Source organism: Paenibacillus sp. CFBP 13594, from assembly GCF_014842675.1.
GTDB classification, from domain to species: Bacteria; Bacillota; Bacilli; order Paenibacillales; family Paenibacillaceae; genus Paenibacillus; species Paenibacillus amylolyticus_B.
Genome location: NZ_JACYVQ010000006.1, coordinates 198,524 through 212,745, shown reverse-complemented (window position 1 = coordinate 212,745; position 14,222 = coordinate 198,524). Strand labels below are relative to the sequence as shown.

The window sequence follows — 14,222 nt, the reverse complement described above, 5'->3', positions numbered from 1 at the left end:
TACTGGTGCTAGGTTAACGTTAATCAATCTCCAGATACATCTCCTGATTTTGCAGGATCATTTCGTTCATGTGTGTAATAGCTTTTTCTGCCACAGTCTGATAAGTAGCATATAATGCCTCTGTTCTCTGAAGCAAGATCGGGTCCTTCTCCAGATCCGTTGCCAACACCTCACGCCACGTTTCATCCACTCTATTGTGGTCCGTAATCAGGCATTCGATCTGATCCAGTACATTCACCATCTCATCTAAATGAAAAAAGCGCATCCCATTTTTTATTCCATTCCAACTTTTGATCTCAATGATATTATATGCCGAAAACCAATAAAATTCTGTCAGACTCTTCGTGTGATTGTGATAAGAATAGAACAAAAATAAAGCTTGTTGCCCCTCATGTAACTGTCGGTATATCTCTGTTTTGGCGGCCATATCTCTGCCCCCTACGGAAACAAGCATCGGTTCAATACATAACCAGCTTAATTGCTTGGAATATATATCTTCCGGTCGAAGTCTAGCCTTCATAACATGCTCCTCTCTATTCACTAATTTAAGGATTCTCTGGTGTATCCACCGCCGGGTCATTCTCTCCGCCCATTCTGCGTCTGGATGTCTCCATCTTGCCTGTCGAAGGCACATGGTCAGACGCTTTAGCTAATCCGAATTCGGGCATATTGACATATATGGTCTCGAAGGAACCCGACTGAGCCTTGTATGTTTCATGATAAATTCCTACTGTTCCGTCAGTACCAATGGAGCGGTTGAATTTTTTCCAAGCTTCCAAGTGTAATCCGCCCCGTGCGTATTTCTCCAATTCATCGTAAGAGCGCCAGTATTGGAGTAACGTCACCCCGCGCCAGCTTATAAAATACTCTGTACTCAGAAATCCGGTCTCCGGATTCATATACAACTCTTTAATCATCGGGCCCATGGACTTAAAGACAGGCAGCCATTTGTGTATAGCCCACAAACGATTGATCCTCATTCCGATAATAAAAACAACAAATTCTCCCTCAATCTGAGCTGAATATCTTCCTTTATGTATGTTCGGCACGTCACCCCTCCTTCTCGTCAAAAACATTCGATTTCATCGGATCTAAACGATCCTTCCTATCCGCTCATAGGCATTCAGAGGGAAATCAAAACTCCACCGCTTGTGATATTCCTCCAGTCCCAATTCCTTCATTTTGCTCAGTTCTCTGTAAAATAGCTTAGTCAACTTGACCAAGGATAACTCCTCAGACATGAGCAATCGCCCCTCTGTAACGGCTTCCGTGCTAAAGTTATCACTCATCTCATACACCATGAATTGAACGATTACCTGCGAACGTTTCTTGATCCAGAAGCGATATTCTCCAGGTTCTGTCTGCATGGTCATGGTTACCTCCGTGGCTCCTTTGTGCAATGCAACGATTTGACGTGCTATCTCATCCACCGCATCCGACAAAAAAGAAACCGGAATCTCAATCTGTTCTCCCTGATCAGGTTGAACCAGGATATCCAGCCATCCGTGCGGTTCAAGCGTCATAACGATGTCCATGTCCTTCCTCCTTTATGCGATTCTATGATGCAAGATTAACTGGTGGCCATGCCTTTCATTACATATCTTCTAATTTAAAATAGGTGAATTAAGGAGCAGGAGACGTGTTTTCAATTTGTGTCCACGTTCCTTATGATCATGTTTGTTTCTCTGCCATTAAAATTCTTACAATGCTGTTCGCGTTGTTGAATCTCATTTTGTTGTTCTTCTGTTGGTAGTCCCACCCTTGTTTTATAGCATATTGAATAAGGTTGGATATCAGTCTGGGTTCATAGACAAATATATCCCATGTATCTTCCCAAGCAACATCGAACTCTACAAATGTGGATTTAAGCGCATTCGAATAAACCCGAATGACGATATCGTATGCTTGCTCATCCACAACGTACAGGAACAGTGTATCATTCACTACAATTTTGCGGAGTTGTTTCCTGTATACCTTCAGGTAAATCCCTCCCTTACTTACACACTGGTGCGTAAATCATTATACACATTCCATTTTGTATACAATTGTTTTAGCGCTAATCCTGTTGTATGTATGAACTTGTCCATAACTTCCATGGATAAAATATTTAAATCACCCAAAGGTTCGTTGTCAGGGTTAGTTAAAAACTCAAGTTTCTTTCCTCTATACTGGTACACCTCAGACTCCAGCAATCCACCTAAACCAAATGCTTTCCCCACGTTCAGCTCACTTAACCATTCATGGGCCCCGTTCCAATTCTGTAGAATCATAAACTCTAACTTCGTGACATCCTGTGTATACACGTTTCTTCCATTGGGGTGAACTTCATATGCAGGATATATATCGAATGTCCACACGCGATCCGTATAGATATGGGCGATGTAACCACACAGATATTGCAGGAATTTGGGATCACTATAAGCTATCTTCTTGTTGGACTCAAAAAATCCTTTAAGTTCTTCGTCTGTTGCGAACCTTCCTGCCTCAGGCATGAGGTGGGTTTTCGCCTTTTCGGTACGAAGATTAGTTCTTACATGGATGGAATCTGGAGCGAGGCTTCCCAATAATAATTCAGGGGATGGATCTGATATCAATTCGGATGCAATTGCAAAATGAACCATAGGCCAAGGCAATATAAAAACTCCCTACTGTATCTAAACTATTCTATTAACGCGATCACTCGCGTAGCAATTTAGACTCCCCTTGCTTCAAGTCTACAAATATAGGCTTCTGCACATTGTTAATTGTGGCAATATCAATCTCATCCACACTTTTAAAGATAAGCTGTAATGACTCCTTTTGTTCATCTTCAAATAAAAGAGTTACCTGGTCATCACAGAGTTTTCCTTCCAACTCCGCAATAACGTCAAATAAAAACATTACAAATACTACTTCATTTCCATCCGGATACGTATAGTGCATCCTCTCGCCCGTGTAGATGGAGGCCAATTTATAAGAACTCACGTCAAGCCCTGTTTCCTCTTTCACTTCTCTAATCATGGTTTCTTCGATTCGTTCACCTGGCTCCATACCCCCACCTGGTAATCCCCAGTCCCCATAATCTGATCTCTTTTGCAGCAGAATCCTCCCCATATGATCGCGAATAATAGCTCCACCCGTAACAACAATACGACTAGTCATTACTCTTGCTCCTTTCTATTAGATTGCTTCTCAACAGCTTACGATTTTTATCAGGAACCTTTTCTATCGATTCATATCCCAAAATGCACAATGCATTTACCATTTGCCTCAGCGTACTTTGCCATGTTCGCAAGCTTATGTAATTCGTAGATTAATTCAACCTTAGGGCTCCTCTTTCGTCAATCATAACCCATGTATTGGTAAATGAAAATTGAAAAAGATCCTATCCACCTCCCAACGCAGGAGAAGCAAATCGGACCTAAAAAAAATCAATTACACTCAAAAAACCTTTCGTTTATACAGGAACTCTGCCCCTTCCTCACGATACATCTCTATCCATTCATTGGTCACATGATCATGTCTCAGTATTCCCATATAATCTGTTCCAGGTTTCTTTGGTCTATAATCTGAATCCACCTTGTAGATATTGAAGTGCACCTCATCTTCGTCCCCTGATATATCCGTATGATCGAAAAGTGAAATCACTTCATCTTTGCCGAGAAACCTAAATGGAGATGCCTGACGCTTTTCCACGCACAAAAGTCTGAGACAAAATCCGGTGGCTGCCAGCGATGTTGTCAATCTCAATGTTATATTCAGACTCGGTATATTCAATCTGATGTTGCTCATAATACTTTTTCCAGAACGAAACTGCTGCTGCATTGTTAGCGAGTTGTCCTACTTTGAATCTACCCTGAAACTGAGCAAAAACCAAGTCGACCGCTTGTGCTGCCAGTCCCTGTCCACGATACTTTTTGACCAGGAACAGCTCCTGCACGGTATAATCCACATCTTCTGGCACATATGGAGGTGAACACACCAGGACGAATCCAATAATCTTTCCTTCATACTGAATCAAAAACGGATGTAATTCATCGCGTTCCAGATAGAGATAGGTGTTCGTTGGATCATATTTCCCCTCTTTAAGTAGATCCTCGCCAGAAAATTCAGACAGATCATATAAGTACAAGTTGTACAGGTTGAGAAACAATTCCTTTTGTTCTGCCAAAATACTCTTAATTTGTACGTTCATCTTCATTGCACATCTCCCTTAGTTAATGAGTTAGTTAGTGATCAATACATAACCTTTCCGATGTTCACAGCACGTTTGCTGTGCCCTGTTCTCAATATATCCTTTCAACCACAACAGATATAGGCAAAGTTTGGTTTAATCCATAGAGTAAACTTAACTTTCACAGTGGACATGAACATTTATGCATAAAAATAGACCCTTTACAGGGTCCGGTTGGTGCTCTTGTCTTTATTTTTCACCAAGTATCCACTAGCAAGTGCAGCCGGAGCGATAAAAGGTAGAAACGCCATCCAATCCAGGAAGAGGAGTATAGGAACGAAAATAAATATTACACTGATATACATCATGACTGGCGATTTTTTCTTCAATCCCTGAACGCCGAAGGCAACGCCTGCCAATGAGATCACAAATACAAAAGCAATGTGAAGCACGTTCATCACCATCACCTCCATTTTGGATATAACCGACACTTAATGGATTAGATAATCAACCACAGGATATGAGATCACATTGCGATCTCTGTACGTTGAAATCACCGCTTCGTGATGGGTGCTTAGAATTCCATTTTGCAACATCACCGGACGGAAACCTCGCTCCATCGCACCGTTGTAGGTGAATAGAACACATTCCTCTGCGGCAAACCCGGCAATAATCACCAATTCAATTCCGTGACTCTTCAACACCTGCTCCAGATTAGTCTGCCAGAAAGCGTTGGAAGCTTCTTTGGTAACTGTGATATCCTTCTCATTCACATCTACCTCGGGAATAATACGATATTCTTCCGGTGGTGTCTCCTCCATGCCCTCCACATCCTGCACGTGAATGACCACATGATCATTCGAGCGCAGCACGTTAGCTACATGGTTAATGTACTCGCAAGCATGGTCTATCGAGCTCTGATCCATCTTTTTCCGCACAATACTCTCTTGCATATCAATGATTATGAATCCTACTTTCATCCAATCTCTCCTCATAAAATGTAGTATTAAACTTGTATCACATCTCAACTTAGTCTTTAAATAATTCATTCAGCATCCGGTCGCGGTTCTCCAGAAAACTGCGGGTAATCTGGTAGTGATCGGTATCCTCATAGACTACCTCTTGAATATGGTTATCGTCAAAACTTAAAATCTCCGCCCCCGGATACCCGAGCAGAATAGGTGAGTGCGTCGCAATAATGAACTGCGAAGTGCCTGACAGATCATGAAGAATCCGCAATAAAGAGAGCTGCCTAGCTGGGGACAATGCGGCTTCGGGCTCGTCGAGCAGATAGATGCCTTTGGAACTAAAGCGGTTGACGAACAGACTGAGAAAAGACTCCCCATGTGATTGTTCATGTAATGAACGCCCGCCATAATACGGAAGCGATTCCGGCATCTCGTCGACATGTGATGCGAATTGATAGAACGATTCAGAGCGCATGAAGAAACCCTTCGTTATTTTGGGCAACCAGGCCAGCCTGAGATAATTCCCGAGCGAGGATTCCGAAGCATGTGTCTCATAGGTATTATTCCTGCCACCCCCTGCGGTATTGAAGCCACATTGATGTGCGATGCCTTCCAGCAGCGTAGATTTCCCTGAACCATTTTCACCTACAAAAAAAGTAACGTTATTCGTGATCTCCAATCGTTCCAAGGACCGGATCGCGGGGATGTCAAAAGGATATTGGTCCCGATTCTCGATCTTGGCCGACAGGAGTTCCACACTTCGAAGATACATAGGCATACTCCTATTCATGTTAGATTTGGCTCCAACTACGGCAGGTACCTTTTCGTTTACACATTCCCTATATTAAACGACGAACAGTTGGATGACAAAATTATGGTTGACGGTGGCAGATCAGCTTTATATTATGTAGGAAGAACGTTCTGATGAAAACATAAAATGAATTGGCGTGTTACCACCCCAGAGGGCATGAGCCAAGAAGCGAACATGAGACTATACTCGCTTCTTGGCTCTTTTTGCGTTCCGGAGGCATGAAAGCGTTAACTTTAGAAATGAGGAGGCGGTGAACCGTGAGTAAAGGAATGATTTTGCAGGTGGAGCGGGTCGTTGGCAGTAATATTGTTCTGGCCCGGTCGCACCAGAATACCAAGGAGTACGTACTGATTGGCAAAGGGTTGGGATTTGCGTTCAAGGTGGAAAGCACCGTTCAGGCCGATGATCCGCGGATTGAAAAAAGGTTCCGGCTGGAAGACCGGGAGGAGTGGGGGCAGGCGCAGGAGCTGATGAGGGACTTGGACCCCAATGTCATCGACATCTCTGACCGAATTATCCGTCTCATCGCTGATCAGTTTCCCGGCAAGCTGAATGACAAGATCTACCTTGCTCTTCCGAGTCATATTCAGTTCACCTTATATCGTATCCGCAATGGGATGGAGATTCTGAATCCTTTTCTTACGGAGACAAAGCTCAGTTTTCCGAAAGAATTCGAAATCGCCTTGGAAGCGGCGGCCATGATCGGAGAGGCCTTTGGCGTAGAGGTACCGGAGGATGAGGCCGGGTTCCTGACATACCATGTGTACTCCTCCGTAAATCACGTCCCTGTCGGACAGTTGGTTAAGGTATCCAATGTGATCAGCAAACTTCAGTCGATTATTGAAGAGGAGGGTGGTGTTCGCTTTGATCAGGGCAGCCTTAGTCAGGCAAGACTCATGATACACCTGCGCTTCTCCATGGAACGTCTGTATCAGCAGCCGATGACGGCCCCCACCTTCGCACAATATGTGAAAAATGAATATACGTCCGAATACCAGCTGGCCAGAAAACTGAGCGCTGTAATGGCCGAGGATTTGGGTACAGAAGTGCCTGAGGAAGAAACGGCTTTTCTCGCAATGCATTTATACCGGCTTTTTCAAACCCATGCCAAAACCAACAACAGAAAGGACAACACACAATGATCTGGAAATGGAAAAACAACAAATCTGCCAAAACATCTGAAACAATATCCGTCGCATCCCCACTCACCGGAACCTGCGTCAGTTTGGAAGAAGTGCCTGACGAAGCGTTCGCGCAAGGACTTATGGGACCGGGAGTTGCAATGATTCCCCAGGAGGGCAGGCTGGTCGCCCCTATCGACGGCACTGTGGTGCACCTGATCAATTCGCACCATGCCGTAATGATTGAGCATGCTTCCGGGCTGCAGCTGCTGCTGCATATCGGTATGAATACTGTCAGCCTGAAAGGACAGGGTTTCACCCCCCAAGTGCAGACCGGGGATCAAGTCACTATCGGTCAGACTCTGATTGAATTTGACCTGAATGCCATTGCTTCCGCCGGTTATCCGGTCATCACCCCTGTCATCGTTGCGAATGCGACTGAACAGCCGTGGGAGTCACACCCGGAGTATGGCAGCGTAGAAGCAGGCATGGGAACGATCATGAAAGTCAGCTTGTCCAAATAACCTAAATCAAAGAAAGAAAGGAAGAACAATATGCTGAAATCACTGCAAAAGCTGGGAAAATCCCTGATGCTTCCTGTAGCAACCCTGCCTGCGGCAGGTATTCTTCAAGGCCTCGGTCTTCTTAATTACGAAAAGGACATTCCACTCGGTCCCGTGATCGGGGGATTTCTTAATCAGTATGTAGTTCCATTCCTGAATGAGGGAGCGGGGGCGATCTTCGGCAACCTTGCGCTCATCTTCGCCATTGGGGTTGCAATCGGACTGGCGGGGGATGCGGTCGCCGCGCTTTCCGCCCTGATCGCTTATATGGTACTGACGCGGATTCTGGGAGCCGTTCCAGGTGTATTCGGCTATATTCCTGACGATGTCAAGCTGGATATGGGCGTATTGGGCGGGATATTTGCCGGACTGCTTGCAGCCTATATGTATAAAAAATATCATAATATCAAGCTTCCTGACTGGTTCGGCTTCTTCTCCGGCAAACGCTTTGTACCGATGGTCACCGCCGGCTCCATGCTGGTGTTAGCCATCCTGTTCGGCATGGTCTGGAGCCCGATTCAGGATGCCATCGGCGCTTTCGGCGCCTGGATTGTAGGTTTTGGCGGCGTTGGCTCCATGGTGTTTATGATCGCCAACCGCCTACTCATCCCGCTCGGTCTGCATCATGTCCTCAACTCCATCGCCTGGTTCCAGATCGGAGATTATACCAATGCAGCCGGGGAAGTCGTGCACGGCGACCTGACCCGCTTCTTCAACGGAGACCCTACGGCAGGCATGTTCATGTCTGGCTTCTTCCCGATTATGATGTTCGCTCTTCCGGCGGCGGCGCTAGCCCTGATTCATACAGCCCGGCCTGAAAAGCGCAAAATGGTCGCTTCGATCTTTATCGGCGCAGCGGTGGCTTCGTTCTTAACGGGTATTACCGAGCCGCTCGAGTTCTCCTTTATGTTCGCGGCGCCTCTACTGTATGTGGTTCACGCTATTCTTACCGGTGCGGCGGCCCTAATCATGTACCTGCTGAATGTTAAGCTGGGCTTCGCCTTCTCTGCAGGTCTAATCGATTACCTCGTGAACATGAAGCTGTCGACCAATCCGCTGCTCATGATCCCGGTCGGACTCGCATTTGCGGTCGTCTATTATTTCCTGTTCCGGTTCATGATTATCAAGTTCAACCTGAAAACGCCGGGGCGCGAGGATGACGCTTATGATGCCGATGCCCCCACTAATGCTTCCGCCGTGGCAGCGGCGTCTGCCGACACCAAGGCTGGCAAAGTGCTCGCCGAGATCGGGGGAACAGATAATATCGAGAGCATTGACGCCTGCATCACTCGCCTCCGGCTAGTTGTCAGGGACGACAAAGCCGTCAACGATCAGGCGCTCAAACAGCTCGGCGCTTCCGGCGTCATGAGGCTCGGTGGTGGAGCTGTGCAGGTCATCTTCGGCACTCAGTCCGAAATCCTGAAGGATGAGATTAAGAAGCTGATGTAACGCTCGTCCTCCTGTGAGTTTAAAAGGCCGAGAACAAGGGTATGCTTCCCCCTGTTCTCGACCTTTTTTGTTAACCAAGAAGCGCAGGATATTCTTTTGAAACGGTTTTGATTGAAAAAAAGAGAGCAAACTGTATGCCCACTCTCTCTGTGTTAATAGACAAATCTGCGCTGCGCCCAATAGCTGAACAGGAAGATGGACACCTCGGTCAACAGCTTGGCTGCGAGCAGTGGGATAATTAATTTTTCATTATAAAAATAAAATAAACCGTAGTTTAATAACAGCACCAGTAGGACAAGTGAGAAGTATTTGGGCAAAGAGTGCCGAACCTTCGAGATTCGCCCTGCGGAGAACACGTACTTCCGATTCATCGTGTAGTTGAAGGTGGAGCTGCACAGTCTTGCTGCAAGGACCGACAGAAACAGATTGTGAGTGAAATACTGAATGACGAATAGTAGTCCAAAATCAATTAGAGCAGACAGCAACGAAGATGTGCTGAACATCAGGATTGGCCTATAGATCCGGAACGAATCGACCAGCGGGCGGAAATGAGAGGACTCATTGTGATCCAGATACACCGTATCAATAAACTCCTCCGTAATCTCATACCCTTCCTTGTGTGCCGTTAGCAACATGTTCATCTCGTATTCAAACCGATCCCCGGGAATCTGGTTCAGCCAATCCAGCATGGAGTAAGGAAAACCGCGTAGACCCGTCTGCGTGTCATATACTTTGGTACCTGTCGTGAGCAAAAAAACTGCCCGAGTGACTGTGTTGCCAAAACGGCTGCGTGCTGGGATTTTCCCGCTGAAGCGACGGCTGCCGAGTACAATTCCGGGTCTCGTTTGTGTGAGCAGCCCTTCGAAGATACGCTTAATATCATGTGGCAGATGCTGTCCGTCACTATCTGCGCACACTACACCGCCTTGAGGTCCGTACTCCTTAATATGCTGAAAGCCTGTCTTCAACGCCCTGCCCTTCCCCAGATTGACGGGATGTGTCAGGACCGTACAGCCATAAGCTTCTGCCGTCTCGAAAATCCCACGGTAACCCGGGCCACTGCCATCATCCACAATCACAATGGGTCCAAGCTTAAATGTCTGTAACTGCAGAACGAGATTCAGCAAACGCACATCGGGTTCATAGGATGGAATTAATATCGTCATGATCCTTGTCCCTCCGTCAGATATAGAATGTCACTTACGCCACGTTCCTGGTTGCGCCCCAGTGGATTATTGACGATTCTGCCCATAAAATACATCGTGGATGAACCGCCGCCGTCCAGATTGTAGGCTTCGGTTGCTCCAAGGCCTTTCATGACATCGGCCAGTTCTGCCAAGGTCATGCCACGACTGTCGTCCTGCCGCCCGTCCACCACCACGAAAACGTAATGATTCGGAGCAATCATGCCGATTGCAGTTCTTGGATTCGCATCCTGGATGGAGCGGTTACCGAAGTTGTTGTCAATTTTCACACTGCTAAAATCACTGACAATCTCTCCATCCTGAATCAGAATGGGCCCAAAGGATAACGTATTGGTGGCACCTTCGGCCAGTAATTCCGAGGAAGAAATCTCGTTCTCGTTATATGTTTTCATCGTTCCGTCGTTGAACAGGGCAAGTGCATCCCGCGTGGGGCTGTCCCGATACAGTGTTCCATTTCGAATAATGACACCATCATCGCGGAAACCGTAATAATCACCGTTGATGGCAAAGATCGCATTGTTGGCTGCGGCAATCTCTGACGTATTCTCGGTAATGTTCGTTCCAAAACTGTTATCCGCCAGTGCTGTTCTCAGGCTGCTTGCATCCGTTAGCTGAACATCAGCGACATAATACGTAATCTGATCCGAGCCAGATCCTGACTGTACCTTATCAATATGGACCTCCATATCATCACTCGAATAATTCCAATCATCTGACATTGCATTCACTTCAGTAGCGGTGGTCGATGTACTGATGGAATCATTGGCGTTGCCAGATGCTGCCGTTGCCGTGTTCTCATCCGCTACAACCACCTGTACATGCCGGATCAGGTAACGGTCAGCCAGGCTGTACAGGATTCCACCTACCGCAAGCACGATGACAAGTGTGATGATGAGCCATCTGCGCTTTCTTGGGGAGAACAGTCTTTTATGTGGGTCTTTCCGGTTTGGGTTCCCATAGATCTTTATCATGTGAAGCTCACCTCTTCATCTAAGTTCTTAAGGCCATATTAGGCCGGGTAGCTTAAATGAATCTGAAACCGAATGAATTGGACTAAAGATTATTACACTGACACTACGATGACAGAACAACCTTCCAATCGCTGTTATTGTGTGAATGAATAGTTCAATAAATAAGGTGATCCTTTTTCCTACTGAGGAAATCAGATCACCTTGACTTTTTTAATCTATATAACCTTAAATGTCGCTGTTATCGTTTATATGTTTCGTTCAGCTTACATATCAAAACATCTTCGTCAGAGCTTCCTGTTATGCGTTTGCAAAAAGAGCATCATACGCGGGACATGGCCGCTTTTCCAAAAATTCTGTCAACGCCGGTGGCTGCTGGGCATAAATATCCTTCAACGACGTTCCGTTATAAATGTTGCCAATCACGACAGGTTGGCATAACTCACATATGAGAATATCTCCGTTGCCGTGCAAGTGAAGTTGTTTCGTGCCATCCACGCAATTAGAGAAATACACGCCCGGTTGCTCCCGCAAATTCAACTGTTCAGCAAACCGGTCCATACAGGTGAAATAGAGCGTTGTATCTGGCTTTTTATGCTCAATTAATTCCGTTACAGATCGTACAAGAGACTCTTTGGATACAATCTGGCTCCAGTCCGTATGCGGCATCTTAATGCTGTTCTGGATCTCATGGATGCGCACACCCAGATCATATACCTTATCGCTAATGGCCTGCATATTCGCTTGATTACCTTCAAACAGTAACGTTTCCAGTACCGTCTCCAGACCGGCTTCCGTGCACAAACGGATATTCTGTTCCAATCTCTCATACATGCGAGGATGCACACGGTAGTACGCAGCATAGGCCTCTGCATCCGTATAGTTGAACGAGATATGGATGTTGGACAAGCCCGCATCACGCAAAGCAAGAATCCGTTCTTCTGTCAGCAGACTGGCATTACTGTTCAATTGTGTATCGATTCCATGTGCCGCGCAGTACGTCACGATCTCCAAGCAATCCTGGTATTTCAGGGTAACTTCTCCCCCGGACAACCGCACGCGCTTAAGACGAGGAAGCTCACTAATAATGCGGATGACTTCCTGACTATCAATGCATGCTCCATCATCCCGATTGTAGGCGCAGCAATAGTCACATTTATAATTGCAGTTCGATGTCACTCCCACTTCAAGCCCTTCCAGCTCATATACGCCGGGTGTTTCCAGTTCGAGTGATTTATATCTGTTTTTGGCTATCAATTCGTTGTACCTCCTGATTCCTTCATTCAATCCACGTTTGGATAACTTGAAGAGTATAGCGGATGGCACACGGTTGACGATATGACATTATGTACGTTGGTTGTTGAAACAAAAATAAAACCCAGTTCCTCAGCGATCAGGAATGGGCCAAAGCTTGGCATATAATTATTGAATTAGACAATATAAAATACGATACCTTGACCTTTTGATGCAGCAAATTTAAGCTCTTTCTTACTTCTGCTTTTATTGTGTACCACTGATAAATTCAGGATTATAGGAAAATCTATGGCTTGCCAGCATGATAAATGACACATGACTTTTCAAAAACACGTTCTTTATTTAATACGAGTATAGAAATCTTCTTTTACAATGGCATACATCTTCAGATCCTGAAGTTCATTTTTCACCTTCATGTATTTCTTCAGCACACCTTCAAATTGCATGCCGGCCTTTTCCATGACTTTCGCGGAGCCCGTGTTCTTCACTAAACATTGAGCCTGGATTCGTTCCAATCCCACTTTGTCAAATCCAAATTGGATGATTCGTTTCACCACTTCGGTCATGTAGCCTTGATTCCAATATTGATCAGATAACACATATCCCAACTCGACTCTCCTGTTATCGCTATCACACCCTAGATAGTTACAACTCCCAATCAGCCGCTTGGTTTGTTTATCTTCAATGCCCCATGGGCCTATTAAATTCACATCATACCGGCTCATGACAAAATCCAAAAAAGCTTTGGTATCTTCTTTGCTCTTGTGCGCGTCCCAGGTAGTGAACTCCGAGACAGCAGGTACAACACAATATCTATACATATCATCCAGATCATCATAGGTAAGCCGCCGGAGTATCGTCCGTTCTGTCTCCAATACCGGAAATGGTTCGAAGAAACTTTCAATTGTTTTCATAGATTCGCCCTCCCTGAGATTGTTAAGAAAAGAAACAGATAACCGTTCGATCCGCGCTGCCTACTCATCTGTTATAAAATCAAGGCCACAACCTGCGTGTCTTCCACTGCCCATCTTGCATCACATATTGGACTCGCACATGCTTACGCTTTGAATCTCCCTGCCAGAACTCCACCTCTTGTGCATTCACGGCATATAAACGCCATTGTGGTGTAACGACATCGGGGTCACGTTGAATGTGTTCTTTCTGAGTTTCAATGGCATTATCCAACACTTCCTCACTATCCAAAACCTCACTCTGATGCCCGGTCATGGCAACTGCTCTCGCTCCAGCTGACCGTTTGCGGAAATCATCAGCGCCCGCTTGATCTCCCTGATCCTCGGCAATTCCCCTTATCCGAATCTGTCTTCCCAGTGAGGGCCAGTAGAATGTCAGAGCCACATAAGGGTTCTCCTTCAACTGCTGCCCTTTTCGGCTCTCCGAACTCGAAGCAAAATAAAACGTTTCGTCGATTACGTTTTTCAAAATCAACACCCGCGCATCAGGATAACCATCGTGATCCACGGTGGAGATCGTCATGGCATGAGGTTCTTTCACTTCGTTCTCAACTGCCAATCTCAACCACTCCAAAAATAGCTTCCCCGGCCGCTCCGGCAAATGCCCCATATCCCACGTTGGAAATGGGCCGGATAAAGATTTTAAACGTTGCAACAGTTCAATGGGTTGATTACTCATGTCATCGCCTCCATCTTCTATTTTTACCATTGTAATACATTGGGGCCTATGAGTCTCTACAGCCTGATTAAGTCTCGACT

At 45.8% G+C, this 14,222-nt stretch carries 18 protein-coding genes; 3 read left to right on the top strand and 15 right to left on the bottom strand.

The genetic code is table 11. The features are described 5' to 3' along the window. Window positions 1-19 precede the first annotated feature (19 nt). From IFU39_RS20165 to IFU39_RS20120, 10 genes are all read right to left on the bottom strand, one after another. On the bottom strand, window positions 20-520 hold the full coding sequence (locus IFU39_RS20165; protein ID WP_192134516.1) for a hypothetical protein: 501 nt from the start codon (window positions 518-520) through the stop codon (window positions 20-22). A gap of 25 nt (window positions 521-545) precedes the next feature. Further along, window positions 546-1,049: a DUF4188 domain-containing protein gene (locus IFU39_RS20160; protein ID WP_445739030.1), complete on the bottom strand. Its 504-nt coding sequence runs from the start codon at window positions 1,047-1,049 to the stop codon at window positions 546-548. A gap of 42 nt (window positions 1,050-1,091) precedes the next feature. Then, window positions 1,092-1,535, bottom strand: coding sequence for a hypothetical protein (locus IFU39_RS20155; RefSeq protein WP_192134514.1), 444 nt, complete (start codon window positions 1,533-1,535; stop codon window positions 1,092-1,094). A 136-nt stretch (window positions 1,536-1,671) separates the two neighbouring features. Further along, window positions 1,672-1,944, bottom strand: a complete 273-nt coding sequence (locus IFU39_RS20150) for a hypothetical protein (RefSeq protein ID WP_192134513.1) — start codon at window positions 1,942-1,944, stop codon at window positions 1,672-1,674. Window positions 1,945-1,997: 53 nt separating this feature from the next. Beyond that, window positions 1,998-2,633 carry a zinc dependent phospholipase C family protein gene (locus IFU39_RS20145; RefSeq protein WP_192134511.1) on the bottom strand — a complete coding sequence of 212 codons (636 nt, stop codon included), beginning with the start codon at window positions 2,631-2,633 and terminating at the stop codon, window positions 1,998-2,000. Between the two features lie 43 nt (window positions 2,634-2,676). After that, window positions 2,677-3,141 (bottom strand): NUDIX domain-containing protein, encoded by a 465-nt coding sequence (locus IFU39_RS20140; protein WP_192134509.1) that lies wholly within the window; start codon window positions 3,139-3,141, stop codon window positions 2,677-2,679. A gap of 505 nt (window positions 3,142-3,646) precedes the next feature. Further along, a complete protein-coding gene (locus IFU39_RS20135) occupies window positions 3,647-4,180 on the bottom strand; it encodes a GNAT family N-acetyltransferase (RefSeq protein WP_244661040.1) in 534 nt (177 codons plus the stop codon). A 194-nt stretch (window positions 4,181-4,374) separates the two neighbouring features. Further along, a complete protein-coding gene (locus IFU39_RS20130) occupies window positions 4,375-4,611 on the bottom strand; it encodes a hypothetical protein (protein WP_105597845.1) in 237 nt (78 codons plus the stop codon). Between the two features lie 33 nt (window positions 4,612-4,644). Next, complete coding sequence (locus IFU39_RS20125; RefSeq protein ID WP_105597844.1) at window positions 4,645-5,133, bottom strand: cysteine hydrolase family protein; 489 nt, start codon at window positions 5,131-5,133, stop codon at window positions 4,645-4,647. Between the two features lie 49 nt (window positions 5,134-5,182). Continuing rightward, window positions 5,183-5,893 (bottom strand): AAA family ATPase, encoded by a 711-nt coding sequence (locus tag IFU39_RS20120; RefSeq protein ID WP_192134507.1) that lies wholly within the window; start codon window positions 5,891-5,893, stop codon window positions 5,183-5,185. A 296-nt stretch (window positions 5,894-6,189) separates the two neighbouring features. Here IFU39_RS20120 and IFU39_RS20115 point away from each other — a divergent pair, with 296 nt between their 5' ends. The 3 genes from IFU39_RS20115 to IFU39_RS20105 are packed head-to-tail and all read left to right on the top strand — an operon-like array spanning window position 6,190 to window position 9,065. Continuing rightward, complete coding sequence (locus IFU39_RS20115; protein ID WP_342345673.1) at window positions 6,190-7,074, top strand: PRD domain-containing protein; 885 nt, start codon at window positions 6,190-6,192, stop codon at window positions 7,072-7,074. After that, window positions 7,074-7,577 carry a PTS sugar transporter subunit IIA gene (locus tag IFU39_RS20110; protein WP_446740349.1) on the top strand — a complete coding sequence of 168 codons (504 nt, stop codon included), beginning with the start codon at window positions 7,074-7,076 and terminating at the stop codon, window positions 7,575-7,577. Before IFU39_RS20115 ends, IFU39_RS20110 begins: the two co-directional genes overlap by 1 nt. Before the next feature lie 30 nt (window positions 7,578-7,607). Continuing rightward, complete coding sequence (locus IFU39_RS20105; protein ID WP_192134503.1) at window positions 7,608-9,065, top strand: PTS transporter subunit EIIC; 1,458 nt, start codon at window positions 7,608-7,610, stop codon at window positions 9,063-9,065. A 152-nt stretch (window positions 9,066-9,217) separates the two neighbouring features. Here IFU39_RS20105 and IFU39_RS20100 read toward each other — a convergent pair whose 3' ends face one another. The 5 genes from IFU39_RS20100 to IFU39_RS20080 form a co-directional block, all read right to left on the bottom strand. After that, a complete protein-coding gene (locus tag IFU39_RS20100; protein WP_192134501.1) occupies window positions 9,218-10,231 on the bottom strand; it encodes a bifunctional glycosyltransferase family 2/GtrA family protein in 1,014 nt (337 codons plus the stop codon). Continuing rightward, complete coding sequence (locus tag IFU39_RS20095) at window positions 10,228-11,241, bottom strand: phosphodiester glycosidase family protein (RefSeq protein ID WP_192134499.1); 1,014 nt, start codon at window positions 11,239-11,241, stop codon at window positions 10,228-10,230. The genes IFU39_RS20100 and IFU39_RS20095 overlap by 4 nt, the downstream gene beginning before the upstream one ends. 297 nt (window positions 11,242-11,538) lie before the next feature. Continuing rightward, window positions 11,539-12,495 (bottom strand): radical SAM protein, encoded by a 957-nt coding sequence (locus IFU39_RS20090; RefSeq protein WP_192134497.1) that lies wholly within the window; start codon window positions 12,493-12,495, stop codon window positions 11,539-11,541. Window positions 12,496-12,830: 335 nt separating this feature from the next. Continuing rightward, entirely contained in the window at window positions 12,831-13,406 is a 576-nt protein-coding gene (locus IFU39_RS20085) for a GNAT family N-acetyltransferase (RefSeq protein WP_192134495.1), read from the bottom strand. Between the two features lie 79 nt (window positions 13,407-13,485). Beyond that, window positions 13,486-14,142, bottom strand: coding sequence for a pyridoxine/pyridoxamine 5'-phosphate oxidase (locus IFU39_RS20080; protein ID WP_192134492.1), 657 nt, complete (start codon window positions 14,140-14,142; stop codon window positions 13,486-13,488). Window positions 14,143-14,222: the final 80 nt, after the last annotated feature.

Bases quoted from the DNA above. Each gene is read 5' to 3' on its own strand.
- IFU39_RS20080 (WP_192134492.1), bottom strand. From the start codon at position 14,142: ATGAGTAATCAACCCATTGAACTGTTGCAACGTTTAAAATCTTTATCC.
- IFU39_RS20155 (WP_192134514.1), bottom strand. From the start codon at position 1,535: ATGGACATCGTTATGACGCTTGAACCGCACGGATGGCTGGATATCCTG.
- IFU39_RS20100 (WP_192134501.1), bottom strand. From the start codon at position 10,231: ATGACGATATTAATTCCATCCTATGAACCCGATGTGCGTTTGCTGAAT.
- IFU39_RS20165 (WP_192134516.1), bottom strand. From the start codon at position 520: ATGAAGGCTAGACTTCGACCGGAAGATATATATTCCAAGCAATTAAGC.
- IFU39_RS20130 (WP_105597845.1), bottom strand. From the start codon at position 4,611: ATGAACGTGCTTCACATTGCTTTTGTATTTGTGATCTCATTGGCAGGC.
- IFU39_RS20105 (WP_192134503.1), top strand. From the start codon at position 7,608: ATGCTGAAATCACTGCAAAAGCTGGGAAAATCCCTGATGCTTCCTGTA.
- IFU39_RS20135 (WP_244661040.1), bottom strand. From the start codon at position 4,180: ATGAAGATGAACGTACAAATTAAGAGTATTTTGGCAGAACAAAAGGAA.
- IFU39_RS20140 (WP_192134509.1), bottom strand. From the start codon at position 3,141: ATGACTAGTCGTATTGTTGTTACGGGTGGAGCTATTATTCGCGATCAT.
- IFU39_RS20085 (WP_192134495.1), bottom strand. From the start codon at position 13,406: ATGAAAACAATTGAAAGTTTCTTCGAACCATTTCCGGTATTGGAGACA.
- IFU39_RS20125 (WP_105597844.1), bottom strand. From the start codon at position 5,133: ATGAAAGTAGGATTCATAATCATTGATATGCAAGAGAGTATTGTGCGG.
- IFU39_RS20095 (WP_192134499.1), bottom strand. From the start codon at position 11,241: ATGATAAAGATCTATGGGAACCCAAACCGGAAAGACCCACATAAAAGA.
- IFU39_RS20120 (WP_192134507.1), bottom strand. From the start codon at position 5,893: ATGTATCTTCGAAGTGTGGAACTCCTGTCGGCCAAGATCGAGAATCGG.